The organism is Shewanella sp. KCT, assembly GCF_007636505.1.
Taxonomy (GTDB): Bacteria; Pseudomonadota; Gammaproteobacteria; order Enterobacterales; family Shewanellaceae; genus Shewanella; species Shewanella halotolerans.
Window position 1 is genome coordinate 31,696 of sequence record NZ_LVDJ01000005.1, and the last position, 25,714, is coordinate 57,409.

Genomic DNA, 25,714 nt, shown 5'->3' on the forward strand with positions numbered 1-25,714 from the left:
TTTTGTGTTAATGCATGGGGGTCGCTGTTACTAGGGGGTAAATCTGCGGTTGCAAAGGTGAGCGAAAGGCTGGTGGACTGTGGCGTGAAAAGGGCTGCAACTGTTAGTGTTTGCAGCCCTAAAACTTAAGTAATTGCTTATTTATATAAACCGTTATTTAAGCCGCTTTTATTTAAGCCACTTTCGTCCCAGAGTTGGCTTGCCGATAAAGTTCAGTAGTCCCTGGGGAACGCCACTCTTACGCTGTAGGTTGGCGGTATAGAGGTTCCAGGCATCGAGCTTGAGCTGCTTGATCTCTGCTGGTGTCAGGGTATCGCCATACATCTGGCAGTAGTCGTCGACATAGCGGATCTCGCGGCTCGGACACTTGATGCGGTAGCCGCGACCGGCGTAGTGAATAAAGTCGGCCTTGCGATAATCTTCGTTGCCCAGCAGATCCATGCGATTGAAAGCCGCATCGACGCCTTGGTTCTTGATCTTGTTCTTCTGAATGACGTAGTTCACATAGGTCTGATCGTAGAACTTAACCGTGTTACACACCTGCTGCATCCCTTCCAGGGTGGCGAGTTCAAACAGGGGGCACTCCTTAGAGATCAGGAACATGCCGAAGTTGTAGTAACTGTAGTGGCCATCGGTTTGTGGCCAGTTCTCGACGGCGTCGAAGGCGGCATTGATCTCGCCTACCGGAATGGTGCGGTCGGTGTAAGGACCTTCGTCGAACATGTAGACAGTTTCAAGATCTTGATACTCTTCGAAAATATCTCGCGCCCATGGCGTCACCATGATGTCTGCATCCAGATAGAGCACCCTGTCGTATTGCTTCAATAACTCGGCGGTATAGAGCTTTTCGGGCCAGGCCGGGCTGGCCGAGTATTTAGGATTTTCGATATGGATCTTGTAGTGCAGTCGATCCGATACCACGAGATCGGCACCGACCTTTTTGGCGTAGCGCTCGAAGCTTTTTAGCGCCGCGCGGTACATGGGATTGTCGCCAATGGCGAGAGTGAAGATGGCTTTTTTCATAATGGGGCCTTGGCTGTTATGAACTTAACTGTGAATGGGCGGCTGGCTTCTCGTCGTCAGATATCTGGGTATTAGGAATCTGCGGGCCAGACATCTTGGGGCCAGACATCTGGGCAAGCGTGGCCATCACCTCGTCGACGCCGATATCGCTGACATAGCCCTTGCCGGTCGAGGCGTATAGCACCTTAGCGCTGGCGGTTTCCGGCGGTGCCCAGTAGGGCTTCTTCTGCCGCATCATGGCGATAAGCGGTCGCTGACTGGCGGTGGCGAAGTGCATGATGGCAGTTTCTACCGTGATCACCATATCGGCGGCGGCGATCATTGCCGGCAGCTCGAAGAAGTTGTCTTGCACGGTAAAGACTGCGACCTGGCTGTTCGCCAGCTTAGGCTCATCGGCGATGGCCTGCCCGAGGGCGCTAAAGTTTTCCGGGGTGCTGTTGACGATGAAGCGGCTGTCTGGTGCCTGCTCGGTGAGGCGGGCGATCAATTCAAACAGCTGAGACTGATGCCAGTCGCGCTTCTTATTGGTCGACAGATGGTTGAGAAAATAGAGCCTGCCCTGAGACTGACCGGGAAAGGTCTCGTTTAGCCAGGCCTTTGCCGTCTCGGTAACCTCTGGCGTGATGGTCAGCGACGGCATGAAGGCCGATTTGTCCAGTGTCAGCCCGGCAACTCTGTGCAGCAGCTGATAGTAGCGATCGGTAATATGGTGATGCTCGCCGAGGGCCGCCACATCTATCTTAAAGGTCTTGTCGCTGTGACGAAAAAACCAGGGGTCGAGCAGCCCGCCAAATTTGGATTTGGCCAGGCTGGTGACGATAAAGCCCTTGGGACTGATGCGTCTGGCCAGTGCCGAAAACTGCTCGCTCTTGCTGCCTGAGTGAGTGATCACCAGGTCGTAATCTAGGGCCTTGGCGGCCTCGACCTGTTTGTCCTGCATTGCCTTGCTGTCGCTGCAGCCATAGCTGCGACTAAAGGCGGGCTCGGCGGCGATCCACTGCTGCATGATCTTGCTGCGAGAGAGGCGCCAACTGTCTTGGTTGTTGCGGTTATCGTCGAGCCAGATATCCACCTCGAGTGCTGGATGCTGCTGTTTGAGTGCGGCCAGAAAGGTCTTGATATAGAGAAAATCGCCCAGCGCCAAAGGGGAAACAAAGAGGAGGCGTCTTGCCTGTGCTAATCGTTCACTTGGAATAAGAGACATTGTGCCCTAGCCGATAAAATAAAAGTGGCTTAAGGATACATGGCTTTGCTGACAGAGAAAACCTTGGCCAATGGCTATTTGCCAGTGACCCGGGACTATGCGTTCGCTCATTTGTGACTCGGCGCCCATTGCGCCGGGCTCACTGGTCAGGCTTTCGCCTGGCGAGGTGACAAATTGGCTGTAGTATTAATGGAATGTGTTACAATCTGCGCCAGTATGCCCATTGATAGACTGAGGCTAGGTTGAGTGTTTGGCGGCGATCTGCTGTCCCTCGCGCCGGGTCAAAGGTTTCGATAACCAGCGAGAAGATTGATTGTGATCTGTTTTGATGTTCTGCATCCATACTATTTGCCGCAATATTTGCCCGTCATGCAGGAGTTGCAGGCGCGTGGGCAAGTAGTGCGCTTCGTGATCTATCGCAGTCAGGATCTGCAGGCGGCGCTCGATGCCCTGGTGGCGCAGAATGGCCTGGAGGCCCATTGGGTCGACTCCCAGGAGGAGGCGCTCGCTTATTACCTGAAGGAGAAACCCAGCTGGGTGATCTTTGGCAACAGCTTCGACGCGGCCGCTAAGCTCAAGGGGATCTGCAAGACCGCCCTGATGCAGCACGGCATCGGCCCTAAGGCCTGCTATTACACTGTGTCCGAATCGGATATGGATGTGCGTTTCGTCGAGGGGGAATATCGCCTCAAGCGCCTGCAGCAGCTCTTTCCCCATAAGACCTTTATCGATACCGGCTATGCCAAGCTGGATCCTATCGTGCAGGGCAGTGAGGCCGGGCTGGATTTGGCGGCATTAGGCTTAGACCCTGCCAAGCCGACGCTGCTTTACGCGCCGACCTTCTATCCCAGCAGCATAGAGAAGATGGCCAAAGATTGGCCCAGCGCCTTTAGCGAATACAACATTTTGCTTAAGCCGCACTATTTTTCGCTTAGCAAACCCAGCTATAAGAAACAGAAGCAACTGCTGGAGCATTGGGGCAGTTTTGATAACGTCTACCTGGCACCTGTTGAGCAGGCGAACCTCTTGCCTTTCATGGCCAGTGCCGATCTCTTGATCAGCGACGCCTCGTCGGCGCTGTTTGAGTTTGCGGCCTTGAATAAGCCCGTGGTCTGGTGTGATTTCTACCACCTGCGCTGGAGTTATCGCGGCATCTTAAGTTTCCGTTTCAAGAATCGCATGGATGAAGATCTCTACCGTTATGCCGGTGTGGCCGCTCACGCGGCGTCGTACAAGGAGCTCAAAACCGTGGTGGATCAACAGATCGCCCAGCCCGAGTCATTTGCCGCTAAGCGGGCAGAGTACACTCTAGAGTTGGCCGGTCGGGTTGATGGCCACTCTAGTCAGCGCATCGTCGATTATCTTTTGTCCGAAGAGGCTTCATGAGAATTATTACTTTCGGGACCTTCGATATGTTTCATATCGGACATCTCAACATTATCGAGCGCGCCAGAGCGTTAGGGGAGCACCTGACGGTAGGCGTTTCCTCGGATGCGCTGAATTTCTCCAAGAAACAGCGCTATCCCATCTGTAACGAGCGTGACAGAATGCGCATCGTCAAGGCGCTCGCCTGTGTCGATGAGGTGTTTCTGGAGGAGTCGCTGGAGTTAAAGGCGGAATATATCAAGGCGCATAAGGCCGATATCCTGGTGATGGGCGATGATTGGCAAGGCAAGTTTGATCATCTCAAACCTCTGTGCCAGGTGATCTATCTACCGCGAACACCGGCCATCTCGACGACCCAGCTGATCGAGGTTGTGCGGGAGATAAGATAAAAAAAGCCCCAGGTATCACCCGGGGCTTTCTTTTACTGACCTTTCACTACTGACCGATAAAGTGCTGCGCGGCCAGCCAGTCCAGATATTCGGGAACCCCTTGCTCGACCGTCTTAAAGGCCTGAGTATATCCGGCGGCTCTCAGCTGCGTGAGGTCGGCCTGGGTATAGCTCTGATAGGCGCCCTTGAGCTTATCCGGGAAGGGGATATATTCAATTTCTCCCTTACCATGATAGGCGATCACCGCATTGGCCACGTCGTTGAAGCTCTGTGCCTGGCCCGTACCACAGTTGTATACCCCTGAGATCCCGGGGTTTTGCCAAAGCCAGAGGTTGACCTTGACCACATCTTCCACGTAGACGAAGTCTCTTAGCTGCTTGCCATCTTCGAAGCCGTCGTGGCCTTGGAACAGGCGACAGATGCCGCTCGCCTTGATCTGGTTGTTGAAGTGGAAGGCTACGCTGGCCATGCCGCCCTTGTGTTGCTCCCTAGGCCCATAGACGTTGAAGTAACGTAGGCCCGCCACCTGAGTGGTGAAGTTGTGCTGTCTGACATATTGGTCGAACAGGAACTTAGAGTAGGCGTAGACGTTGAGTGGTTTCTCCAGCTCTCGCTGCTCGATAAACTTGTCGCTGCCGCCATAGACAGAAGCCGAAGAGGCGTAGATAAACTGGCTGCCGTTACGCTCGCAGAAGTGGAGCAGTGTCTTGGAATACTCGTAGTTGTTGGCCATCATGAACCTGCCGTCCCACTCAGTGGTCGACGAGCAGGCACCCTGATGGAAGATCACTTCTACCTTGCCATCGAACTGTCCCTGGGCGATCTGCTCGATGAAGTCGGCTTTATCCAGATAGTCGGCAATTTCACAGTCGGCCAGGTTAAACATCTTAGTGCCGTCGGTCAGGTCGTCTACGGCGATAATGTCACTGCGCCCTAAGTTGTTGAGCGCTTTAACTAAGTTGCTACCGATAAAACCGGCAGCACCCGTTACTATGATCATAATACTTGTCCCGTTTGTGAGAAAAACTGAGTCATATCAGCTAGCTTAGCTGACAGCTGACTGACTCGCGTATTGGGTATCTAAAAAGGCCGCGATCTCCTTGGCAGCCAGATCGAAGTCGATAAGCGCCATGTTCCTGCCGGTCTTCTTGCCGACGGGTGGAGTGAAGGCCAGACGCCTCTCGCTCTGGGTCAGGGTCTGCCAGCGCACCTTAGGCGCCGAGCGTCTGCCCGCATAGAAACCGACTGTCGGCACATTGTGTAAGCCGGCAATATGCAGAGGACCGGTCGAGCCCGCCATAAACATGTCGGCGGCGACCAGAGACTTGGCAAAGTCGGCCAGGCTGGCTAGCGGCTCGGCCATCATCACCTTGATCCCCTGTGCACTGAGCTGGTCATAGATCTGCTGGGCCAGGGCGATCTCCTGGCCGCTGTAGGTCAGCACGAACTTGCACTCGATTGTGGTTAGCTTGTCTACCTGGGCCAGCAGGCCGGCAAAGTCGCTAGGGGAGATGCCACCCGATGAGCCGCCGGTGCCGGGATGGGCGAAGATCAGTCGCTCCTCTCCTTGTTGGCCATAGTGATCTTGCCACTTGCGCCGCTCGTGGGAGAGGTCCCAGTAGCGTGTCGGCAGTGCGGGGACAGGAATTCTGTGATCGGCCAGGAAGCGCTCGACCATCATGCAGCTCTTACGCCAGCCACCCAGCCCTTTAGGCACCTCTATGCTGGTTCTGTGCTGGTACAGATACTGATACCAGTTCAGCTTAGGGGCCAGCTTGTAGGGAATATCCAGCTTGCGTAGCAGTCGGTAGGTGCGGATCTGTGAGCGTGACACGATAACCGCATCGTAATGACGCTCGGCAAATGTCTTAGCGATCGCCTGGTCGTCGCCATCATCCACTATCACATGGTCTATGTAGGGGCAGGCCATGGCGAAATCTTTCAGTGCAGGATCGACGAAGACCTCAATGCTGGCGTTGGGCAGCGCCATTTTAAGCTCATAGAGCGCGGGCCAGGTGAGCACGAAGTCGCCAATTTTATCATTGCGAATGACTAGTACGCTTTTAATCATATGAAAACTTTTCTGATGGGAGGTTGTTAGTAGGCACAGCGCCTAAGGCCGAATGCTTAAAACAAGCGTGCTTAGAATGACGGTTAATCTCATCTATCATAGCATCGGCGAGTGTCTTGCCGAGCATTCTCCCACGGCATTTTTACACTATTGATGCAAATTGTAACTTTTAGGGATTTTTTCGACAATAAACAATTCGATGCCGGTGGTTCAATCCGGGGGGGAAACTCGTTAAACTAGGCGCAATTCCGCCATTAACTTATACCAAGCCAAAGTAAGGGCTGCGAGCCATGCACACGAAAGCGATTTATCCTGGAACATTCGACCCCGTCACTAACGGTCATACCGACCTTATCGAGCGTGCGGCGAAGTTGTTCAAACAGGTGGTGATAGGCATCGCCGCCAACCCCTCCAAGCAGCCGAGGTTCAGCCTGGAGGAGAGGGTAAAGTTGGTCAAAAGGGTGACCGAGCATCTGGACAATGTCGAGGTGGTGGGCTTTAGCGGCCTGCTGGTGGACTTTGCCAAGGAGCAGAATGCCAGTGTCCTCGTGCGTGGCCTGCGGGCGGTATCAGATTTCGAATATGAGTTTCAGCTCGCCAATATGAACAGGCGCCTGAGCGCCGACCTGGAGAGCGTATTTTTAACCCCGGCCGAAGAGAACTCGTTTATCTCTTCGACGCTGGTGAAAGAGGTGGCATTACATGGTGGTGATGTCAGTCAATTTGTGCATGAAGAAGTAGCCAAAGCGCTGCAAAAAAAGGATTAATTTGCCCGTTATGATGGAAAAAATTCGCGCTTATGTTGTTGGAGGCGTCGCGGCCTTAGGCCTGATGATCACCTCCTTAGCCCACGCGGCCCCCTGGGTCGATGTTTCCGATATCTATCTCAGAGCCGACATTCAGGCCCTCGCCGATGCCGGAGTGATCACTGTGCCCGTCAATACCTATCCCCTGATGTGGTCGGGTATTGGCAGCGATCTGAGTAAGGTGGAACCCTCAGTGCTCTCGCCAGGTCTCGCCACGGCGTTTGCCCGGGTGAACTTCTACTACCGCAATGCGGTCGAGAATCGTGGCAACAGCCGCATCAAGCTGGCCGGTGGCAGCGACCCGGCGCGCTTCCAGCATTTCGGTTCGGACTATCGCGAGAAGGCAGAGGTGCAGGCGTCCCACGAGTATTTGGGTGACAGATTTGCCTTCAAAGTCGCAGCATCGGCCCACTATGATCCCATGGATGAGAAAGAAATTCGCTTGGATGACTCCTATTTTGCCGTTGCCCTGGGTAACTGGATGGTGACTGCCGGCGCCGTGGATCAATGGTGGGGGCCGGGATTCGATACTGCCCTGCATCGTTCAAACAATGCCCGTCCGCTGCCTAGCCTGATGCTGAGCCGCAACAACGCGGCGGCGTTCGAGACGCCATGGCTCTCCTGGATTGGCCCCTGGACGCTGACCACAGGTATTAGCTATCTGGAAGAGGAGCGCGCCGTCGCCAATCCATTGCTGTGGAACTTTCGTGGCACCATACGCCCCCTGAGACAGCTAGAGATGGGGATCTCCTGGACCACCATGTTCTGCGGTGAGGGCGAGGAGTGCGGCCTATCGACCCTGTTCGATGCCATCGCCGGTAATACCACCTGTGTGAACGGTGAGGCCAGCTGTGACCCTGCGCTACAATCTAAGATTGGCAATCAGATGGCGGGCTTCGATATTCGTTACGCCGATACCTGGTTCGATATCCCGGTAGGCCTCTACTTAGAGCGCACCTGTGAAGACTCGAGCGGTCCCATGCCTTGGGATCTGGCGGACTGCGCCAAGCTGTTCGGTGCCGATACCCGTTTCGAGTTCGACTCTCAGCAGTATAAGCTCTTCTTCGAGTATTCAGATACCATGGTGGCCTGTGGCGAGAACCAGAACGCCTTCAACTGTTTCTATGAGCACGGTACCTATAAGAGTGGTTCGCGCTACTATGGCCGCTCACTCGGCAGCACCTATGACAGCGACGCCAACGTTTATGTCTTGGGGCTTATCGGTCAGTTTGCCAATAGCCATGGCTTCACCTCACTGCTGCGCTTCGCTCAGTTAAACAAGGATGGTAGGACGGTTAATAATGGTTGGGCACCCAAGCCGCGTAAGGAAGATCTGCTGATGTTGGAACTCAGCTATCGTCTGCCAATCTGGAAAGGGATGATGAGCCTGGGTGGCACTGTGTCTCAGTCTGAATTCGAGGCGGACGACAAGGATACCAATGCGACCCTGTTCGGCAGCTATGAGTATCGCTTCTAATGTTTAGAGTAGTTGTTTAGCTAAGGCTTTAGCTGAAAACGAGTAATTAAAAAGGCTGACATCTTGTCAGCCTTTTTGCTTTGTGCGGCAGGGATTTGCTCAGGCAGGGTTATCCAGGCAGGGCCTAGCGTGGCTGGCACAGGCCGCAGAAGACGGTGGCCCTTTGGCCCAGTTTGATCTCACTCAGCAGGTTGCCACACTGGGTACAGGTCTCGCCGCCGCGACCATAGACATGCAGCTTCTGGGCGAAATAACCGGGTTTGCCATCGGCATTGGTGAAGTCTTTGAGCGTGGTACCGCCCTGTTTGATCGCCTGGGCCAAGATCTGTTTCACCTCGGCAACCAGTACCGTGAGCCGCTCCCTATCGATTCGTCCCGCCTCGGCCTGCGGGTGTATGCCTGCGGCAAACAGGGCCTCGTTGGCATAGATATTCCCTACGCCCACCACGATATGATTGTCCATCAGGCAGAGTTTGACCGCCTTCTTCTTACCTTCCAGTGCCTTGGCCAAGTAGTCGACATTGAAGCCCGATTGCAGGGGCTCGGGGCCTAGTTTGGCCAGCAAGGGGTGGGCGGCTTCGGGGAGCTCGCACCAGAGCCAGGCGCCGAAGCGTCTGGGATCGTTAAACCTGAGCACCTTGCCGCTGGCCAGTTCCAAATCGATATGGTCATGCTTCTCCACCGGCGTAGACTTGGGCAGAATTCGCAGGCTGCCCGACATGCCGAGGTGGACTATGGTGGTGCCGGCATCGGTATCCAGCAGCAGGTATTTGGCGCGGCGGCGTATGCCTCTGATGGTCTGTCCGACTATCTGCTGGGCAACTTCGGGGACGGGCCAGCGCAGCGAGGCGTTACGCACGGTTAATCCTGTGACCTGCTGATCCAGCAGGTGAGGGGAGATCCCTTGGCGGGTGACTTCGACTTCTGGGAGTTCGGGCATAGGTGTCTCTTCGTTTCGCTGGTTTAGGGATTATCGAGTCTGAGGATCGGCTGTAATGACGGGCGTAGGCTCGGCGGGATCCGGTACCAGTTACCGGCCGGTGAGCTCAGTAGTCCCTCCTCGGGATAGATGAGCCAGAGCTGTGGCGTCTCTATGTCGCGGATCTGGATCACTAACTCATGGGCAGGTGTGCTTATGCCAGTGGGTTTGGCGATTGGCGAGACCAGGATACCACTCCAGGCCTCGGCCCACTGGCGACAGTTGAGCACCTGAGGGTCACACTGCCAGCCGAAGCCCTGCTGGGCGAGCCAGAGATCGTCATATTGCAACTGAAACAGGGGCGCCTGTTGATCGAAGAGGGGTTGGGCATCTTCCGGGATCGCCTGGCGGTGACCTTCTAAAAAGGTGAGTATCGCCACCATGGCGATGGAGGCGAAGATGATGATGTTATTCCATTTTCTTCGGGTCAGGGCCATCTCGAGTCAGACTCATTCAATATCAGATGTGTCAGAGTCTATCATCGAAAATGGCCCAGGGCATCAGCCGCCGGTGGCATTCATGAAGCGTAGGATCTGGGTTTCGCCTTCTGGACCGAAGTGATGTTCCTTGGGTTTGAGCTTGATCGCCTCGAGAATCGCCTGCTTCAGGCGCTCGATATCGCCGGGATATTCTCTGACAATTGCCTTGAGGTCCACCGAGTTTTCGTTGCCCAGACAGAGAAGCAAACGTCCCTCCACAGTTACTCTCACCCGGTTGCACTCGTGGCAGAAGTTGTTGCTGTGGGGCGAGATGAAACCCACATGAATTTTGCTGCCGGGCATGGTGTAGTAGCGGGCCGGGCCACCGGTACGCTTGTCAGAGACGCTGAGTGGATAGCGCTTGGCAATGATCGCCTTAACCTCGTCGCTGCTGCAGTGACGGCTCTTCTTGCGCTCGTCGATGACACCTAGTGGCATCTCCTCGATGAAGGCGATATCCAGCTCTCGTTCGCGGCAAAACTCGATCAGATCCAGTACCTCGTCGTCATTTTGGCCACGCAGGATCACGGCGTTGATTTTGATGCGGCTGAAGCCCGCCGCCTTGGCGGCATCTATCCCCTGAATTACCCGCTCCAGGTTGCCGTTGCGGGTCAACTGGGTAAATAGCTCGGGTTTCAGGGTATCCAGGCTGATGTTGAGCCGGCTCAGGCCCGCCTCATGCATCTTGCCGGCAAACTTGCTTAGGCGTGAGCCATTTGTGGTCATGGACAGCTCTTTGAGGCCGGGAAGCTGGCCCAGCAGTTTGACCAATTGGTCGCAATCGGTGCGCACCAGGGGCTCGCCGCCGGTGAGGCGGATCTTCTTGACCCCAAGTTCGGTAAAGGCCTGGCCTATCCAGGCCAGTTCCTCCAGGCTGAGCACCTGCTCTCTGTCGAGGAAGCAGGGGTCTTCACTCATGCAGTAGACACAGCGAAAATCGCATCTGTCGGTCACCGAGAGACGCAGATATTCCACGGTGCGGCCAAAGGTATCGACTATCAAACTCATACAGAATCACCTACGGCGGCGGGGTATTTACTTCACCCGCCTGGCTAATCCATTGTCGACTATAAAAGATCGGCAAAGGGTTGAATATAAACGGTATCACCCACGTTGAGCTGTTCGTCTTTCTCGGCGATCACGATAAGGCAGTTACCCTTCACCATTGAGCTCAACATGCCCGAGCCCTGGGCGCCCGTGCTGGTGACATGTAGGCGGCCATCGCTGCCCAGATGATAGACGCCGCGGGTAAACTCAGTGCGGCCGGTGCGGCTGCGCAGGGTGCAGTCGGCGATGGCGGGCACTAAGGTCGGCGCCCATTCCAGTTCGCCTGCTAACTTGCGCAGTGCAGGCTGAACGAACTGCATGAATGAGACCATCACGGCAACTGGGTTACCCGGCAGGCCGAAGAAGAGGCTATCGCCTATCTGACCGAAGGCCAGTGGGCGACCCGGACGCATGTTGATGCGCCAGAAGTTGATCTGTCCCACCTTGGCGAGCGCCAACTTGATAAAGTCGGCATCGCCTACCGAGACACCGCCTGAGCTTATCACCACATCGGCCTGCTGCGCCGCGCCTTGTAGGGCGTCGACCAGGGCTGATTCGTTATCTTCCAGAATGCCGAGATCGATCACCTCGCAACCCAGCTGTTTCACCATGGACTTGATGGTGAAGCGGTTGGAGTCGTAGATGCAGTTAGGCTTTAAGGGCTCGCCCGGCTGACACACCTCGTCGCCAGTGGAGAAGACGGCGACCTTAGGGCGGCGATACACGGGCAGCTTGCCGAAGCCCAGTGATGCCAACATGCCTTGATGGGCGGCCTTGAGTCTGTGTCCGGTGCTCAGGGCCGTCTGATCCTTGGCAATGTCTTCACCGGCTTGACGTACGTGTTGTCCCGGGCTGATATTGCCTTGGAAGCTGACGCTGTCGCCGCGATCTTCCGCCATCTCCTTCATCTGCACCGTATCGGCGCCGTCCGGCATGGGGGCGCCCGTCATGATGCGCACCGCCTCGCCGGGGTTGAGTGTGCCCCGATAGCTGTGACCCGCCATCACATCGCCCACCAGTGTGTAGCTGTCTAGCATGGGGTCTGAGTAGGCAAAGGCAAAGCCGTCCATCGCCGAATTGGTGTGCTGGGGCACGTCCACCGGCGAGATGGCATCTTGGGCCAATACCCTGTCTGTGCTGTCGTCGATGGCGACCTCTTCGGTGGCCGATACAGGCGTGACGTAGGAGAGGATCTTGTCTATTCCCTGTCTCACCGACAGCGTCTTGCTGGTGTCCAGCTCGCAGCCGCACTCGGGCGCGAGGGGGAGCGATGGCGTGCAGGGGCGCCAGTTGTTGGCGTATTCGATGACGAAGTCGGCTATCTGGCCCACGTCGTTGATATCTAAGCGTCTGAGATCCGAGGGCAGCTCAGTGTCGTCGCAGCAGGCGATGGCCTGAATGTGCTCGTCATGGGTATGGATAAAGGGCTTGCCGTGGGCGGCGCGGTGCAGCTCGACCTTAGGCAGGGCCAGCTTCTTGAAGCCCTCAACCAGGACGATATCCACCTTGTCGGCCTCGATCTGGGCCAGCAGGTGGGGCAGCTCGGGCGCATCCTCGACAGGATCTTCTGTCATCAGTGCCCAGCGCACATGGGAGGCGACCAGCATCTGGCGGGCACCGGCCTTGCGCATTTCAAAGCTGTCCTTACCGGGAATATCCACATCGAAGTTGTGATGAGCATGTTTGACAACGGCTAGCCGCAGGCCTCGACGATTGAGTTCGGGGATCAGTTTCTTTAGTAGGGTCGTCTTGCCCGTGCCACTGTAGGCGCAAAATCCGAGGACGGGGATCGGCAGTGGATTGTTAAACGGTACGCTCATGTACACCTCTATTTTTAGTGGGCAATTGCCTCGGAAAGTTGTTGTTTTTGTTCTGGCGTGTTGACGTTCACGAAGGCGTTGGGCTGATCGGAGAAGTCACACACCACGCACTGGTGTTTGGCGTACCAGAAATCGATCTTACGCTCGCCGGCATCTAAGAAGGCCTTCATCGACCCTCGCAGTGCGGGCTTCATCAGTAACACCACGGGTTGTTCTCGCTTGCCGTCGCTGGCTACCGCCATCTCGGCATCTTCGGCTTTGATCGCCGCTAGCATACGCTGTACCAGATCAGTCGGCAGTAGTGGGCAGTCGCAGGGCACTACCAGTAGGTAATCGGCCTGGGTCTGTCCCATCGCCGTGATCATGCCGGCCAGCGGCCCTAAATAACCCGAGTCTTCGTCACTCAATACTGGGTAACCAAACTCAGCATAGCGATCCTGGTTGCGATTTGCGTTGATCAGGATCTGCTTAACCTGAGGTTTTATCCTGTCGATAGCATGTTGAATCATCGGCTGATCGTTTAACTCGACCAGTCCCTTATCGTTGCCGCCCATGCGTCTGGCCATGCCGCCGGCAAGGATCACGGCATCAATTTGCGGTGACATATCTCAGCTCCTGCTGTGATGGGGTGAAGGGGCGCTCATCGAGAGTCGACGGGCTTACCCGAATTGCTTGCGCCTGTATCTGCCAGGTCTGCTCGCACAGACTGGTGAGTGAACAGCTTTGATGGCTGCTGATCAGCATGCCTGTGCCTTGTTGTTTCAGGTGGCTGACCATGGTCAGTACCAGCTGCTGGGACAGCTTGTCCATGTTGGAGGTAGGCTCGTCCAGCATCAGCAGGCGTGGACGCATGATCCAGGCGCGGGCGATGGCAAGACGTTGGCGCTCGCCGCCGGAGAGGCTGGCGGCTCTCTGGTTGAGCAGGCTGCCCAGCTGGGCCATCTCGATCGCCGTCTGGGTACGCGAGGCGATCTCCTGTTCCGTCATGTCGCAAAGGGGCTGCACATAGTTGAGGTTGTAAGCTACGCTACCGTCAAACAGATAGGGGTGTTGGTGCAGATAGACCGCCTTGCCTAGCAAAGGGTTGCGGCGCCACCATGGCGTTGGGCTAAAGCCTTCTGTGCGGATCTCGCCACTACTTGGCGCCTGCAGGCCTGCCAGCATCTTCATCAGTGTGGTCTTGCCGCTGCCGTTGTCGCCCTGCAGGTGAATGGTCTGGTGCTGGGCCAGGCTGAGGCGATCGAAACGGTACAGCAGGCGGCTGCCGAAACGCATCTCTATATTGTTGGCGATGATCTTGACCATGATTAAAGGCTCCTAGGTTCGGCTCTACCTCTGAGGGTGCCGAGCGTGAAGTTGAGCACTAAGGCCAGAATAAGCAGTACCAGTCCCAGGGCGATAGCCTGGGCGAAGTCGCCCTTACTGGTTTCCAGGGCGATGGCGGTGGGGATATTGCGGGTGACGCCGGCGATGTTGCCGCCCACCATCATGGAACAACCCACCTCGGTGAGAATGCGGCTAAAGGCTGCGACTATGGCCATCAACAGCGGTACTTTGAGTTCGCGGCACACCAGCCAGACGGAACGCAGCCAGGAGGCACCTAAGGTGCGTGAGGTTTCCCAGGCACGCTTGTCCACACTGGTAAAGGCGGCCTGACTCATGGCGATTAACACGGGGGCGCAGATCATCATCTGTCCCAGTATCATGCCTTTCTGGGTAAATAGCCATTTTAGATCGCCCAGTGGGCCCATTCGGGTAAGCATCAGATAGACCAAGAGGCCGATCACCACTGTGGGGATAGATTGGGTCGTCTGTACCAGATTCGTTGCAAACCAGCGTCCGGGAAAACGGGCGAAGGCCAGCACGAAGCCCAGTATCATGGAGGGAATAAGGGTGATCGCCAGCGCAGCCAGAGAGACAGAAAAGGAGACGCTGACGATAGACCAAACATCGGGATCTAATGAAAACAGCAGGCTCAACGCCTGCTGTATTAGGGCTAACCAGCCTTCACTCATTCGCTATATGTTGCCTTAAATAGTTGCTCACCCTGTACGGTGTAGCTGTTAATCATGCCTTGGGCTTCGTTGCCGATCAGCCAGTCACTCAGCGCCTTAGCACCTTTGTGGTTAAGATCTGGGTATTTCTCAGGGTTGATCAACATGATTTGATAGGGGTTCGCCAGTGTCTTACCGCCATCATAGTCAACCGCGAGATCTAGCTTCGCCTTGTAGGCCACGAAAGTGCCGCGGTCAGATAGTGTGTAGGCTTGTAGCTCGTTGGCCATCAGCAGTGTCTTACCCATGCCTTGGCCCACGGCGCGGTAGCCGTTAAATGTTGGCTCGACCTTGGCGCCTTTCCAGATGATCAACTCTTTCATGTTGGTACCTGAGTTGTCACCGCGAGAGACGAAGCCCACGCCAGAGTCGGCTATTTTAGCAAAGGCCTCTTCGGCTGTCTTACTGCTACGGATCTTCGCTGGGTCGTTTTTCGGGCCCAAGATCACAAAATCGTTTTCCATGATACCGCGTGGCATCATGCCATAGCCTTCATTAACGAATTTGGCTTCGGCAGCCGGGGCGTGAGTCATCACCACGTCCACGTCGCCCTGACGAGCAAGTTTAAGTGCTTTACCCGTACCAGTGGCGATAACCTGAACCTTGTAGCCAGACTCCTGCTCAAACTTAGGCAGTAGGTGGTTGAGTAGGCCAGAGTTTTCTGTGCTGGTGGTGGTGGCCAGTTTAATGATCTCTTCTGCCTGGGCTGAGGTTAATGTTAGGGCACTGGCGATGATCGCTAGGCTGAGTATCGATTTTAGCTTTAGCATTTTTGCTCCTTGGCATCTGCTTGAGTGCGTGATGTTGCCGGTATCACGCCGATTGTGTGTAAATAACGACTCTGTTTCAGCAAAAACAGTGCCAAATCCATTATCTGTAAAAAAAGCTCACAAGTTGCCAACAAAGTGTGAAGCAGATCGCAAGCTCGGCAAATTATCGCCAGACATAATGTCCCAGAGCGTGATTCTACTGGTTCAGGGTGACCAATTGGCCGAGGTTTGATGCTAGAATCTGTTCAATATGAGTCAAAATGTCCAAAAGAAGACAATATGAGCCAGCCTAATAAAGAGATGAAGCCCCTACCATCTGCCGTATCTGTGCTAATCGTCGACGATGAGCCGGGCATGCGCAGCTTCCTGAAGAAGGCGCTGTCGAAGAAGTTCGCCCTGGTGGAAACCGCTGGTAGCGTCGAAGATGCCGAGCAGCTCAGGAGCCGCTGTCACTTCGATCTGCTGATCGTCGATATTCGCCTGCCGGGTCGTTCCGGCATCGAGTGGGACGAGGCGCTGAGCGATCAGGAGCGGCGCTCAGACATCATCTTCATGACGGGCTATGCCGATATGGACGTGGCCATCAAGGCGCTGCGTGCCGGCGCCTCTGACTTTATTATGAAGCCCTTCCACCTGGAGCAGATGATGAAGGCGGTTGACCGCTGCATCGAACGTCGCCTGCTCAAGCGCGAAAACCTCATGCTGCGCCGCGAGGTCTCCATCGGCCAATCCTCCACCATCATAGGCAGCAGTGATGCCATGATGGAGGTGAAACACGTGATCGAGAGAGTGGCGCCCACCAACGCGGTGATTCTGATCGAAGGCGAATCGGGCACGGGTAAGGAGCTGGTGGCCAGACAGCTGCATCTGCTCAGCGGTCGTCAGGGACCCTTTGTACCGGTCAACTGTGGCGCCATCGCCCCCGAGTTGCTGGAGAGTGAACTCTTCGGTCATGCGGCCGGCTCCTTCACCGGCGCCAAGGGTAACCGTGAAGGTTTATTCAGCTTCGCCTCGGGCGGCACCATCTTCCTCGATGAGATAGGCGAGATGCCGCTCAAGATGCAAACGGCCCTGCTTAGGGTGCTGGAGCAGCGCACCATACGCCCCGTGGGCAGCGAGAAGGAGATCAATATCGATGTCCGGGTGCTGGCGGCCACCAACCGCAAGCTGGCGGATGAGGTTGAGGCCGGCAATTTCAGGCGTGATCTCTTCTATCGACTCAACGTATTAGACATAGTGATCCCACCGCTGCGGGAACGCCCCGAAGATGTGGTGGAACTGACCCATCACTTCACCCGCCTGCTGGCCGCCGAGTTGGGGGTTAAAGAGGTGGTGTGGAGTCACGAGGATATGCTCAAGCTGCAACAGCATGAGTGGCCAGGCAACATCCGTGAGCTGCGTAACATGATTGAGCGCTGCATCCTGTTGGGTAAGCCGCCGGCCGAGTACTGGAAGCAGCAGCCTAAATCAGAGGCAACCGGCGAGCTGGGTTATCCGCTGGATTGGTCGCTCAAAGAGGTGGAGAAACACCATGTGACCTCAGTGGTCGACCTGCATCAGGGCAACAAGTCTGCCGCCGCACGCGATCTCGGGGTTTCCCGTAAGACACTGGATCGTAAATATAAAGAGTGGTTCGAACTCAATCATCTCGAGGAAGAATAACCGTGTCTTTTTTCTCGCGTCTCTTTGGTGTCAACTGGCAGCAGCTGCAGGCCAAGGTGCGTTATCGTATCTTGATCCTTACCCTGCTGCCCATCTTACTGACCTTGGTGAGCCTGGTGTTCATCACCATCTACTGGAATATCAGCTACACGGGCAAACAGCTCTTCATGAAGGTGAAGGCCGACCTTACCGTTGCCAGCAACACACTGATCTCTGTGCAGGAGAAGCAGGAAAATCAGCTCGAGCTGGTGCGCGCCTCCTGGGAGTTTCAAAACGAATTTCGCGATCTCGATACCGACAGCAAGGCCGCCAGAGCTCAGCTGGCCGAGCTGCTCAAGCAAAAGCAGGCCGAGCTCGACCTGGACTTCCTCAGGCTGGTCAGCGTCTCCGAGGCGGCCCAGGACCCGGATCTTAGGGTGATGCTGCCCAAGATACAGGACAATCAGCCCTTCTCGGGTTTAATGGTGTTACAGCCCCAGCGTCTGGCTCGATTGGCCCCCAACCTGGAGCAGGAGGCGGTGATCACCCTGGTGGACACCCCAAGATCCCAGAAGCCAAGCAAGGATGTGGAGAAGCGCGGCATGCTCAGCCGCAGCCTACTGCCGATCCTGGGCAGCGATGGCACAGTGGGCTGGTATCTGGACGGCGGCATCTTGCTTAATCGCGACATTCGCATCGTGGACCATATTCGTGACCTAGTTTATGACAAGGGCACGCTGCCAGAGCGCTCCATCGGCACGGTAACCATCTTCCTCGACAACACCCGCATCAGCACTAACGTGCCGCTGAACTTCTTCCCCCAGGACAGCGAGAAGCGCGGCCGAGCACTGGGTAGTCTGGTGTCGGAAGAGGTGCGGCAGAAGGTGTTGGTGCAGGGGCTACTGTGGGTCGACCGCGCCTTTGTCTACAACGACTGGTTTATCTCCGCCTATGCACCGCTGAAAGATATTCGCGGTGAGCGTATCGGTATGATCTACACTGGATTTTCCGAATCTCCCTTCATTCATAACTACCTGCTGAACATCATAGAGCTGGGCACCATACTCATGTTGGTGCTGCTTGTCTCTGGCCTGTTGGTCTACCGCGGCGCCTACAGCCTGCTACAGCCGATCGAGCGTATCCACCATGTGGTGAAGGCGGTGCAATCGGGGCGTAACCTGAGAATCGGGTCCTTGGGGCTGGAGCGTGACAACGAGCTGGCGAATCTGGCCGAGCAGTTCGACCGCATGCTGGACCTGTTACAGCGACGCAACTCGCAGATCCAGGCGGCGGCCGAGCAGCTTGAGGTCAAGGTCGAGGAGCGTACCCGCAGCCTGCAGGAGAAGACAGAGGAGCTACAGCGTAACGTGGCCCTGCTAAACGAGACCCGCCAGCAGCTAGTGACCAACGAGAAGTTGACCGCCCTGGGTGAGTTGACGGCGGGGATCGCCCACGAGATCAACAACCCCACGGCGGTGATTCTGGGTAACATGGAGCTGCTCAAGTCTGAGCTCGGCGACAAGGCCGAGGATGTCGAGGAAGAGATAGATATCGTCATTGAGCAGGTGGGGCGTATCAGCACCATCATTCGCAGCCTGTTGCAATACAGTCGTCCCGGCGAGTTCAACGCGCCGCTGGAGATGCATCAGCTCACGCCGATCGTCGAGGAGATGGCCATCCTGGTGCGTCACTCCATCAAGAAGCAGGAGGTGGTGCTGATCCAGGATCTCAACGCCAGTTATCCTATCGAGGTCAATCGTCCTCAGCTGCTGCAGGTGCTGATCAACCTGGTGGTCAACGCCGCCCACGCCATGGATGGACAGGGACGCATCTGGATCCGCACCTACGACTGGGTCCAGGGCGGAGAGCCCATAGGGGTCAAGATAGAGGTGGAAGATGAGGGTAAGGGGATCCCGGAGGAGCAACTAGGGCGCATCTTCGATCCTTTCTATACCACGCGTCAGGACGGTACCGGACTGGGGCTTTCCCTGAGCTACGGCATCATCAAGCGGATCGGCGGCACCATAGAAGTCAGTTCCACGGTCGGCAAGGGCACCCTGTTTACCATAGGCCTGTATCACAAGGCGATCGACGATCAGTTCAATCCGCCCTACGAGGGGCTGCATTTCTCCAGTGCGCTGGATAAGAAGGCACGAGAGGCCTAGGGATATGTAAGGCTTAGGGATACCTAAAGTTTCCCTAGTAGGCCTTATAAGCCTGGGCTTCAGATAAAAAAAGAGCCGGAATACTAATATTCCGGCCACAAAGAGTGTGTGAGCAATGTTGTGCTTGCGAACTCATCATAGTAAGCAGAGATGAAGTGCTTAAAACAGACTGAGTTTTGGAACGCACCTAAATAGTAATAATTATCATTTAGGTTTGCAAGCTTTTATCGTGTAAAGATTCACGATCAACATGCTTTAGTTCAGTAATTTGTTTAAAACCAACTTGTTATCATCGATATTGGCCGCGGTATTTTCCAAACCGGCTATCTTGTAGCCCTGCTGGATCAGCAGCTGTAACATGCTGGCGAAGCGGTTATAGGTCTTCACCGCCAGGGTGTTGAAGCCTTGGGTCTTGGCCCAGCGCTCCTGATCTTGCATCAATGCCTTGGCCAGCCCCAGCTGACGAAACTCAGGCAGAATGGCGCCCAGCCAGCTGTAGAACTCACCATTGGTCTCGCCATAGCCTATCTTGTAGCCCGCCAGCTCACCCTCGATGCGGATCAGCTGAACCAGGAAGGTCTTGCCGCTGAGGCGCGCTTGATAGTCTTCAGCCCGATGACGGCCGTCGAATTCGGGCACCTCCTGGCTTAGGCCAATCAGAGTGTCGATGATCTCATCGCTCAGTTGGGTGTGATGCTCGATACTTGTGGTGTACATCTTGGCTCTCCAAAGTTTGTCGCTAGCATGGCGGCACTGGTGAAAATTTGAGTGCCGCGATGATAGTACAAATCAACTGGTCAGGCCAGTTCGCTTTGCGATTTTGTCTGGCCTTCTCGCAAAATTCGCTCCTGCAATACCCTGAGCAAGACGCCGTAGGCGGGCAGAAAGAGGCCCAGGCTGACGATCAGCTTAAAGCCGTAGTCGACGCAGGCGATCTCCATCCAGTGTTCGGCCATAAAGGGATCGCTCGAGGCGTAGAAGGCCACGCTGAAGAACACCAAGGTATCGATAAGGTTGCCTATGACAGTCGAGGCGGCAGGCGCTACCCACCAGGCCTTTGCCTGTCTTAGGCGGGCGAACACGGTAATGTCCATCAATTGGCCCACCAGATAGGCGGCGAAGCTGGCGAAGGCGATACGAAACACGAAGTTGTTGAACTGCGCCAAGGCGTCACCACCCTGAAAGCTGCCCTGATGGAAGAGCACACCGATCAGATAGGAGATCAGCAGCGCAGGTATCATGGCCCTGAGGATGATCTTACGCGCCGACTGCTGGCCGAAGATTCTTACCGTCAGATCTGTGGCCAGATAGACGAAGGGAAAGCTAAAGGCGCCCCAGGTGGTATGAAAACCAAATAGCTGAAATGGTAGCTGAACCAAGTAGTTACTTGCGGTGATAATGGCAATATGAAAGCTGACGAGCAGCAGTAGCGCACGCTGAATCTGCGCTTGGGATAACATTAACATCTTGTGGCCTTTTTAGTGGGTTAACGCGGGGTGAGGGAACCCGCTTAGAAACTGGGTAAGGCTTACGCCTCGGTTAGCCGTCTTCCTGGGTTGACCGGGAGACAGGGCGGCAAATTATAGTCATTAAGACCAAATGAGCAAGGATTTTGCGCCGTTTTCTCTGCCCGGCTCCCGCTTGGACCACATAAAGAGACTACACTTGGTGGACTATCACCATGATTTCGAGGAGGGGGCCGATGAGATCTTGGCGTTATCTTGTGGTCATCTTGTGCGCCTGCCTGTTAGTGAGTACGCCCAGGCGCGCCGCATCCGAAGAGGTGGAAGAGATCACTGTCGTGACCGGCAATTGGCCCGGCTACAGCACGCCCGATGGCAAGGGCTATTATCTCGCGCTGCTGCAAAGCGCCTTTCCCGCCCCCAAGTGGAAAATTTCGATAGATTTCGTGCCTTTCTCCCGCGCCCTCTACATGGTGCAGCAACAAAAGGTCGATGTGGGGCTTGGCTTCTATATCGACGAAGTCAAACCCGATTATTACTGCGATCTGCCGGTGGAGGTGGATCAGGTGGACGCGGCCCTCACCCCAGAGCTGGCGGCCATCTGGCAGGATATCAACAGCCTGAAAAAGAAGAAGGTGAAGGCGCTGCTGGAGTATCGCTACGACACCTTCATCAAGGTGCCCATGTATTACGAGGAGGGCAGCGATCTGCTGCAGATGCTCAATCATGTCAACAACGGCAAGATAGACGCCGTGCTCGACTACAAGCGTTCCCTGCAGGGGCTCGCCAGCCAGCTAAATCGGCCGCAGCAATATGTGATTAAGGAAAACGTGTTGAATCCAGAGGTGTTTTTCGTCTTTCCCCAGACACCTAAGGGCAAGCGTCTGAAGGCGATCTTCAATGGCGCCATGGCGCGCATGGCCGTGAGTGGCGAGCTGGACAGGCTGTTTCAGGCCAACATCAGCTATCGCGTTCGGGTGCCACTAGCCAATTAAATTACACTTCGGTCAGGATAGACATTATGGTCTTGAGCTTATTTTCCAGCTCGTTCCATTCCGCCTCGGCCTCTGAGCCCGAGACGATGCCCGCACCGGCAAACAGATTGATGCGCCCGGGTTCGATCAGCGCACTACGAATCGCCACCGCAAACTCGCTCTCATACTTGTTGAAGTAGCCACAGGCACCGGCATACCAGCCACGGGTGTAGCCTTCTCGCTGGCGAATAAAGTTGATGGCCGAAGCCTTTGGCAGGCCACCCACGGCAGGGGTGGGGTGCAGGGCCTGCAGGATCTGAAAATCGTTCACCCCAGGCTTGAGTTCGGCGCGAATGGCTCTGTGTAGATGCTGGATGTGGCTCAGCTTAAACACCTTGGCCAGCTCGTCGGCGCCCACATAGTTGCTCAGCGGGGTCAGGGCATCGACGATATGCTCGCGCACCAGCTGGTTCTCATGGCTGTTCTTGGTGTCGTCCAGCAGCTGTTGCGCCAGCATGGCATCTTCGGCCTCGTTGAGTCCGCGTGTGGTGGTGCCCGCTAAGGCCTCGGTAAATACCTCGCGCTGGCGACGTCGGTAGAGACGCTCCGGCGTGCAGGAGATAAAGGCGCTCTCAGGGCTGAACTGAAAGCCAAATTGAAAACTGTTCTGGTTGCGACCCTGCCAGCTGGCCAGCAGCATCCAGGGATCGACCTTCTCGTTCACCTCGAGTTGCGTCAGACGGGACAGCACCACCTTAGGCGTGTCCTGAATAAACCTGTCATGGGTGACCTGATTGACCAGCTCGTGCCAGCGCAGCTTGTTGGGACGATCGCTGCGGCTCAGCAGCTGGATCTTGTTCGGTGGCGCCAGCGGCTTGGGCGGTACCAGGGCGGCGAGGGCCTGCAGCGCCAGGTTACGCTCCTGCTCGATATCGCCGGATTCGACATTGAGGTTGACCAGCAGCTTGTATTCATCGCCACTGCGTCTCAGCTCGACCCTGGGCAGGATGAAATGGGCGCGGCCATACTCGGGCCAGCACTCGGTATGACGATCGAAGGCGACGCCGCCGTAGTAGCGTATCTCCTGATTGGTCGAGAGTGATCTCTGGGTCTGATAGGCTTGAGAAAGCTGGTTGTCGTCTACCGCATCTTCGAAGATGAAATCTTTACAGCACCCCAGCGCGGCGACCTCTTCCTGGGTGTCTCGGCCATGCCAGTAGATCCTGGGATAGCAAGGTTGGCTGGCGATCCAGGCGATCATCGGCATAACGCAGGCCGTCACCGACAACTGAATGATCGGCTCACCCTGGGGGTGAATGTCGAGTTTTTCGAGTTTGCGGGATAGGGATTGTATGGCCTGTGGCAGCGAGGAAACGCTCAAGAAATACTCCAACCTGGTAAAAAGTGCGTGAGTTTGAGGGCGGGTTAAGGACATCAAACGCGGCGAATGTGAGACTTATCTGAATTGGTAATAAGAATCTTTACCACAAACTAATGTGCCGACTGTTAGCTGTCAAGTTACAGGCGGTTAAGCTGTGAGCTTGTCCAAGAAAAGAGAGATTTGTCAGTTTTTTCGGAAGCATTTCAAGCCTGTGTATTTTTGTCTAATCAAGGTTTTACGCTGGACAAAATGTCCCTTGTCTATCGTCGTTACCGCGGCATTTGTTCAAATTTGTCGATCTGGGTTTGTTTTTGGTTTTCGTTAGCTTGTTGCTACAGGTGTAAGCCGGAAGAATGACGGCCATAGGGAAATGACACAGCGATGAAAGCATGAAAAACAAACCAATCAGTCTCAAATTATCACTCGTGGCCGCCGCGGTTGCCGCCAGCCCTCTGGTCATGGCCGAGGAAGTCAAACACGAGCCCATTTTAGATGTGGCCGAAGTCATAGTGGTGACCGGCGAGAAGCCGACGCCGCTGCAACAGACCACAAGTAGCTGGACCATAGGCGCGGATGAGATTCAGGCCATGGGTGCCCAGAGCCTGGATCAGATATTAAAGAATGCCCCCGGCGTCTATGTGCGTATCGGCGGCCAGGGCACGCCCAGGGTCGATGTGCGCGGCTTTAAGGCCAGACACGTCATCTATCTGATCAACGGCGTGCCCGCCAATGGCGCCGAAGATGGTCAGTTCGATCCCAGCGTGGTGCCTGCCAGCCAGATCGCCTCGGTCACCGTCTCCATGGGCCCAACCTCTGTGCTCTATGGTCCGGGCGGCGCCGGCGGCGTGATCAATATCCGCACTAAGCAGGGCGCCGATGTGCCCGGCTTCTCCGGCCATATTGAGGGCGGCGAAAACGATACCTTCAACGGCGACGTGACAGTGGCGGGCTCGGGCGAGCGTTGGCAGGGACTGGTGTCGCTGTCGCGTCAGCAGACAGACGGCTGGCCCGTGTCTGGCGATCAGCCGGATACCGAGCTACAGCAGGGCGATACCCGCTTCAACAGCGACAAGACGATCAACAACCTGTTTGCCCAGGGCAGCTACTGGCTGTCTGACAATACCCAGCTGATGGCAAACCTCAGCCTGCGTAGCGGCGAGTGGGGCAAGCCTGCCGTCGATGGCACCACCTCTGGCAAGGCCAAGTTTGAACGCATCGACGACTACGATGCCCATACTCTGCAACTGGGCCTGGCCCACAGATTCAACGAGCTGCTGACCCTGAGGGGCTTCATCTACCAGAATCAGTCTGACGTGCTGGAAAACCGTTATCTGGATGAAAGCTTCGCCGGCCTGCAGCAGAGCCTGGATGGCCGCTCTGTGGTCAGCGGCGGTAACCTGCAACTGATCGCCGATTTCGATAAGGGTCACCTGCTGACCGGCGCCCTGATCGCCGAGCATCAGAGCTGGGAGTCGGAGAGTAATCAGATAGATACCGACACTACTGGTTCTGGAAGTGGCACAGGAAGTGGCACCGGCAGTGGTTCTGGTAGTGGTTCAGGATCTGGCTCTGGCAGCGGCTCAGGCTCAGGATCAGGTACTGGAGGTGGATCTGGCTCGGGATCAGGAACCGGTAGCGGTTCGGGTTCAGGCGGTGGAACAGGTGGCGGTTCTGGCACTGGTGGTGGTTCTGGCTCAGGAACTGGCGGCGGTAATGGCTCGGGTAATGGCTCTGGCGGCGCCGAGTCATTCGACGATTCGTCCTGGCTCTACACCCTGGCGGCGGAATATCAGTATCAACAAGATAGTGTCGGTGCCAGCTTGGGCGGTGCCCTACACGAGCAACAACGTGTGCGTGAAGATGAGTCCGACTACTCGGCGCAGGCTTCAGCCTACTGGCAGGCCGCCGAAGCGACTCGCCTCAACCTGGGTGTGGCCCGTAAGGTGCGTTTCCCATCGATGCGCAACCTCTACTCACTCTCGTCGGGCAACCAAGATCTGCAATCCGAGACCTCTAAGCACCTGGAGCTGAGCCTGGCACAGGGGCTGGGTAGCAACACAGATCTGAGCCTAGCGGCCTACTACACGGATGCGGATAACTATATCGCCAAGGATGTCGATGGCATCTATCAGAACATGGGCCGCTATCAGTTCAAGGGGGTCGACTTCCTGGTGCGTGATCAGAGTATCGATAACCTGTCGCTGAGCTTCGGCTACAGCTTCCTCGATAGCGAAGACAAGGATGCCGCGCCGGGACTGGATACCTTAGAGTACCGTCCGCGTCATCAATTCAGGCTGCAGGCGGATTATGAGTTTAGCTTTGCGACCCGCATCAACCTGAATATCGAGCACATCATGGGTCAGGTGTTCCACACCCAAGAGAAGGTGGCCGGTCAGAAACAGCTGGTGGAGAAGTCGCTGGACGACTATACGCTGGTGGATCTCAAGCTGAGCCAGCCTATCGCGGGTGACGCCCTGTCTGTCTACCTCAGAGCCACTAACCTGCTCGATGAGCGTTACTATCAGAGCGAGGGGCTGCCTCAGGCGGGTCGTCAGCTGTTCCTGGGCGTGAACTGGCAGCTATAG

Annotated in this window: 23 protein-coding genes; 8 read left to right on the forward strand and 15 right to left on the reverse strand. The window is 55.9% G+C overall.

The features are described from left to right. Positions 1 to 168: 168 nt before the first annotated feature. Together AYI87_RS08745 and AYI87_RS08750 are read right to left on the reverse strand one after the other, a co-directional pair. Positions 169 to 1,023: a glycosyltransferase gene (locus AYI87_RS08745; RefSeq protein ID WP_144201299.1), complete on the reverse strand. Its 855-nt coding sequence runs from the start codon at positions 1,021 to 1,023 to the stop codon at positions 169 to 171. A gap of 16 nt (positions 1,024 to 1,039) precedes the next feature. Next, complete coding sequence (locus AYI87_RS08750) at positions 1,040 to 2,227, reverse strand: glycosyltransferase family 9 protein (RefSeq protein ID WP_144201301.1); 1,188 nt, start codon at positions 2,225 to 2,227, stop codon at positions 1,040 to 1,042. 315 nt (positions 2,228 to 2,542) lie between these two features. On the opposite strand from AYI87_RS08750, the gene AYI87_RS08755 reads away from it, so the two are divergent. After that, positions 2,543 to 3,613: a CDP-glycerol glycerophosphotransferase family protein gene (locus AYI87_RS08755; protein ID WP_186300595.1), complete on the forward strand. Its 1,071-nt coding sequence runs from the start codon at positions 2,543 to 2,545 to the stop codon at positions 3,611 to 3,613. Beyond that, positions 3,610 to 4,002, forward strand: coding sequence for an adenylyltransferase/cytidyltransferase family protein (locus AYI87_RS08760; protein WP_144201303.1), 393 nt, complete (start codon positions 3,610 to 3,612; stop codon positions 4,000 to 4,002). The genes AYI87_RS08755 and AYI87_RS08760 overlap by 4 nt, the downstream gene beginning before the upstream one ends. Before the next feature lie 46 nt (positions 4,003 to 4,048). Here the strand turns inward: AYI87_RS08760 and rfaD are convergent, their stop codons facing one another. Together rfaD and AYI87_RS08770 are read right to left on the reverse strand one after the other, a co-directional pair. Beyond that, a complete protein-coding gene (gene rfaD, locus AYI87_RS08765) occupies positions 4,049 to 5,002 on the reverse strand; it encodes an ADP-glyceromanno-heptose 6-epimerase (protein ID WP_144201305.1) in 954 nt (317 codons plus the stop codon). A 45-nt stretch (positions 5,003 to 5,047) separates the two neighbouring features. After that, entirely contained in the window at positions 5,048 to 6,073 is a 1,026-nt protein-coding gene (locus tag AYI87_RS08770; protein WP_144201307.1) for a glycosyltransferase family 9 protein, read from the reverse strand. A 290-nt stretch (positions 6,074 to 6,363) separates the two neighbouring features. Here AYI87_RS08770 and coaD point away from each other — a divergent pair, with 290 nt between their 5' ends. Both coaD and AYI87_RS08780 read left to right on the forward strand, forming a co-directional pair. After that, the gene (gene coaD / locus AYI87_RS08775) at positions 6,364 to 6,840 is read left to right on the forward strand and encodes a pantetheine-phosphate adenylyltransferase (protein WP_011867486.1); all 477 of its coding nucleotides are present in this window, start codon (positions 6,364 to 6,366) and stop codon (positions 6,838 to 6,840) included. A gap of 10 nt (positions 6,841 to 6,850) precedes the next feature. Further along, entirely contained in the window at positions 6,851 to 8,356 is a 1,506-nt protein-coding gene (locus tag AYI87_RS08780; RefSeq protein WP_144201309.1) for a capsule assembly Wzi family protein, read from the forward strand. A gap of 124 nt (positions 8,357 to 8,480) precedes the next feature. On the opposite strand, the gene mutM is transcribed toward AYI87_RS08780, so the two are convergent. From mutM to AYI87_RS08820, 8 genes are all read right to left on the reverse strand, one after another. After that, positions 8,481 to 9,296, reverse strand: coding sequence for a bifunctional DNA-formamidopyrimidine glycosylase/DNA-(apurinic or apyrimidinic site) lyase (gene mutM, locus AYI87_RS08785; protein WP_144201311.1), 816 nt, complete (start codon positions 9,294 to 9,296; stop codon positions 8,481 to 8,483). Between the two features lie 23 nt (positions 9,297 to 9,319). Then, entirely contained in the window at positions 9,320 to 9,772 is a 453-nt protein-coding gene (locus AYI87_RS08790; RefSeq protein ID WP_144201313.1) for a hypothetical protein, read from the reverse strand. Positions 9,773 to 9,835: 63 nt separating this feature from the next. Beyond that, positions 9,836 to 10,822 carry a GTP 3',8-cyclase MoaA gene (gene moaA, locus AYI87_RS08795; RefSeq protein ID WP_144201315.1) on the reverse strand — a complete coding sequence of 329 codons (987 nt, stop codon included), beginning with the start codon at positions 10,820 to 10,822 and terminating at the stop codon, positions 9,836 to 9,838. A 59-nt stretch (positions 10,823 to 10,881) separates the two neighbouring features. Next, positions 10,882 to 12,681, reverse strand: coding sequence for a bifunctional molybdopterin-guanine dinucleotide biosynthesis adaptor protein MobB/molybdopterin molybdotransferase MoeA (locus AYI87_RS08800; protein WP_144201317.1), 1,800 nt, complete (start codon positions 12,679 to 12,681; stop codon positions 10,882 to 10,884). A 14-nt stretch (positions 12,682 to 12,695) separates the two neighbouring features. Next, on the reverse strand, positions 12,696 to 13,286 hold the full coding sequence (gene mobA / locus AYI87_RS08805; RefSeq protein WP_144201319.1) for a molybdenum cofactor guanylyltransferase MobA: 591 nt from the start codon (positions 13,284 to 13,286) through the stop codon (positions 12,696 to 12,698). Beyond that, positions 13,270 to 13,986 carry an ATP-binding cassette domain-containing protein gene (locus tag AYI87_RS08810; protein WP_144201321.1) on the reverse strand — a complete coding sequence of 239 codons (717 nt, stop codon included), beginning with the start codon at positions 13,984 to 13,986 and terminating at the stop codon, positions 13,270 to 13,272. The genes mobA and AYI87_RS08810 overlap by 17 nt, the downstream gene beginning before the upstream one ends. 2 nt (positions 13,987 to 13,988) lie before the next feature. Then, entirely contained in the window at positions 13,989 to 14,696 is a 708-nt protein-coding gene (locus AYI87_RS08815; protein WP_011867478.1) for an ABC transporter permease, read from the reverse strand. Further along, positions 14,693 to 15,505: a substrate-binding domain-containing protein gene (locus AYI87_RS08820; RefSeq protein ID WP_144201323.1), complete on the reverse strand. Its 813-nt coding sequence runs from the start codon at positions 15,503 to 15,505 to the stop codon at positions 14,693 to 14,695. The genes AYI87_RS08815 and AYI87_RS08820 overlap by 4 nt, the downstream gene beginning before the upstream one ends. Positions 15,506 to 15,736: 231 nt before the next feature. Here AYI87_RS08820 and AYI87_RS08825 point away from each other — a divergent pair, with 231 nt between their 5' ends. Then, positions 15,737 to 17,167 (forward strand): sigma-54-dependent transcriptional regulator, encoded by a 1,431-nt coding sequence (locus tag AYI87_RS08825; protein ID WP_011867476.1) that lies wholly within the window; start codon positions 15,737 to 15,739, stop codon positions 17,165 to 17,167. 2 nt (positions 17,168 to 17,169) lie between these two features. After that, a complete protein-coding gene (locus AYI87_RS08830) occupies positions 17,170 to 19,311 on the forward strand; it encodes a HAMP domain-containing sensor histidine kinase (RefSeq protein WP_144201325.1) in 2,142 nt (713 codons plus the stop codon). Positions 19,312 to 19,566: 255 nt separating this feature from the next. Here the strand turns inward: AYI87_RS08830 and AYI87_RS08835 are convergent, their stop codons facing one another. Beyond that, entirely contained in the window at positions 19,567 to 20,028 is a 462-nt protein-coding gene (locus AYI87_RS08835; RefSeq protein WP_144201327.1) for a GNAT family N-acetyltransferase, read from the reverse strand. Positions 20,029 to 20,108: 80 nt separating this feature from the next. Next, the gene (locus tag AYI87_RS08840; RefSeq protein ID WP_144201329.1) at positions 20,109 to 20,777 is read right to left on the reverse strand and encodes a 7-cyano-7-deazaguanine/7-aminomethyl-7-deazaguanine transporter; all 669 of its coding nucleotides are present in this window, start codon (positions 20,775 to 20,777) and stop codon (positions 20,109 to 20,111) included. A 236-nt stretch (positions 20,778 to 21,013) separates the two neighbouring features. On the opposite strand from AYI87_RS08840, the gene AYI87_RS08845 reads away from it, so the two are divergent. Next, the gene (locus AYI87_RS08845) at positions 21,014 to 21,769 is read left to right on the forward strand and encodes a transporter substrate-binding domain-containing protein (RefSeq protein ID WP_144201331.1); all 756 of its coding nucleotides are present in this window, start codon (positions 21,014 to 21,016) and stop codon (positions 21,767 to 21,769) included. 1 nt (position 21,770) lies between these two features. On the opposite strand, the gene AYI87_RS08850 is transcribed toward AYI87_RS08845, so the two are convergent. After that, positions 21,771 to 23,129: an isochorismate synthase MenF gene (locus AYI87_RS08850; RefSeq protein ID WP_011867471.1), complete on the reverse strand. Its 1,359-nt coding sequence runs from the start codon at positions 23,127 to 23,129 to the stop codon at positions 21,771 to 21,773. Positions 23,130 to 23,518: 389 nt separating this feature from the next. On the opposite strand from AYI87_RS08850, the gene AYI87_RS08855 reads away from it, so the two are divergent. Beyond that, positions 23,519 to 25,714, forward strand: a complete 2,196-nt coding sequence (locus AYI87_RS08855) for a TonB-dependent receptor plug domain-containing protein (protein WP_144201333.1) — start codon at positions 23,519 to 23,521, stop codon at positions 25,712 to 25,714.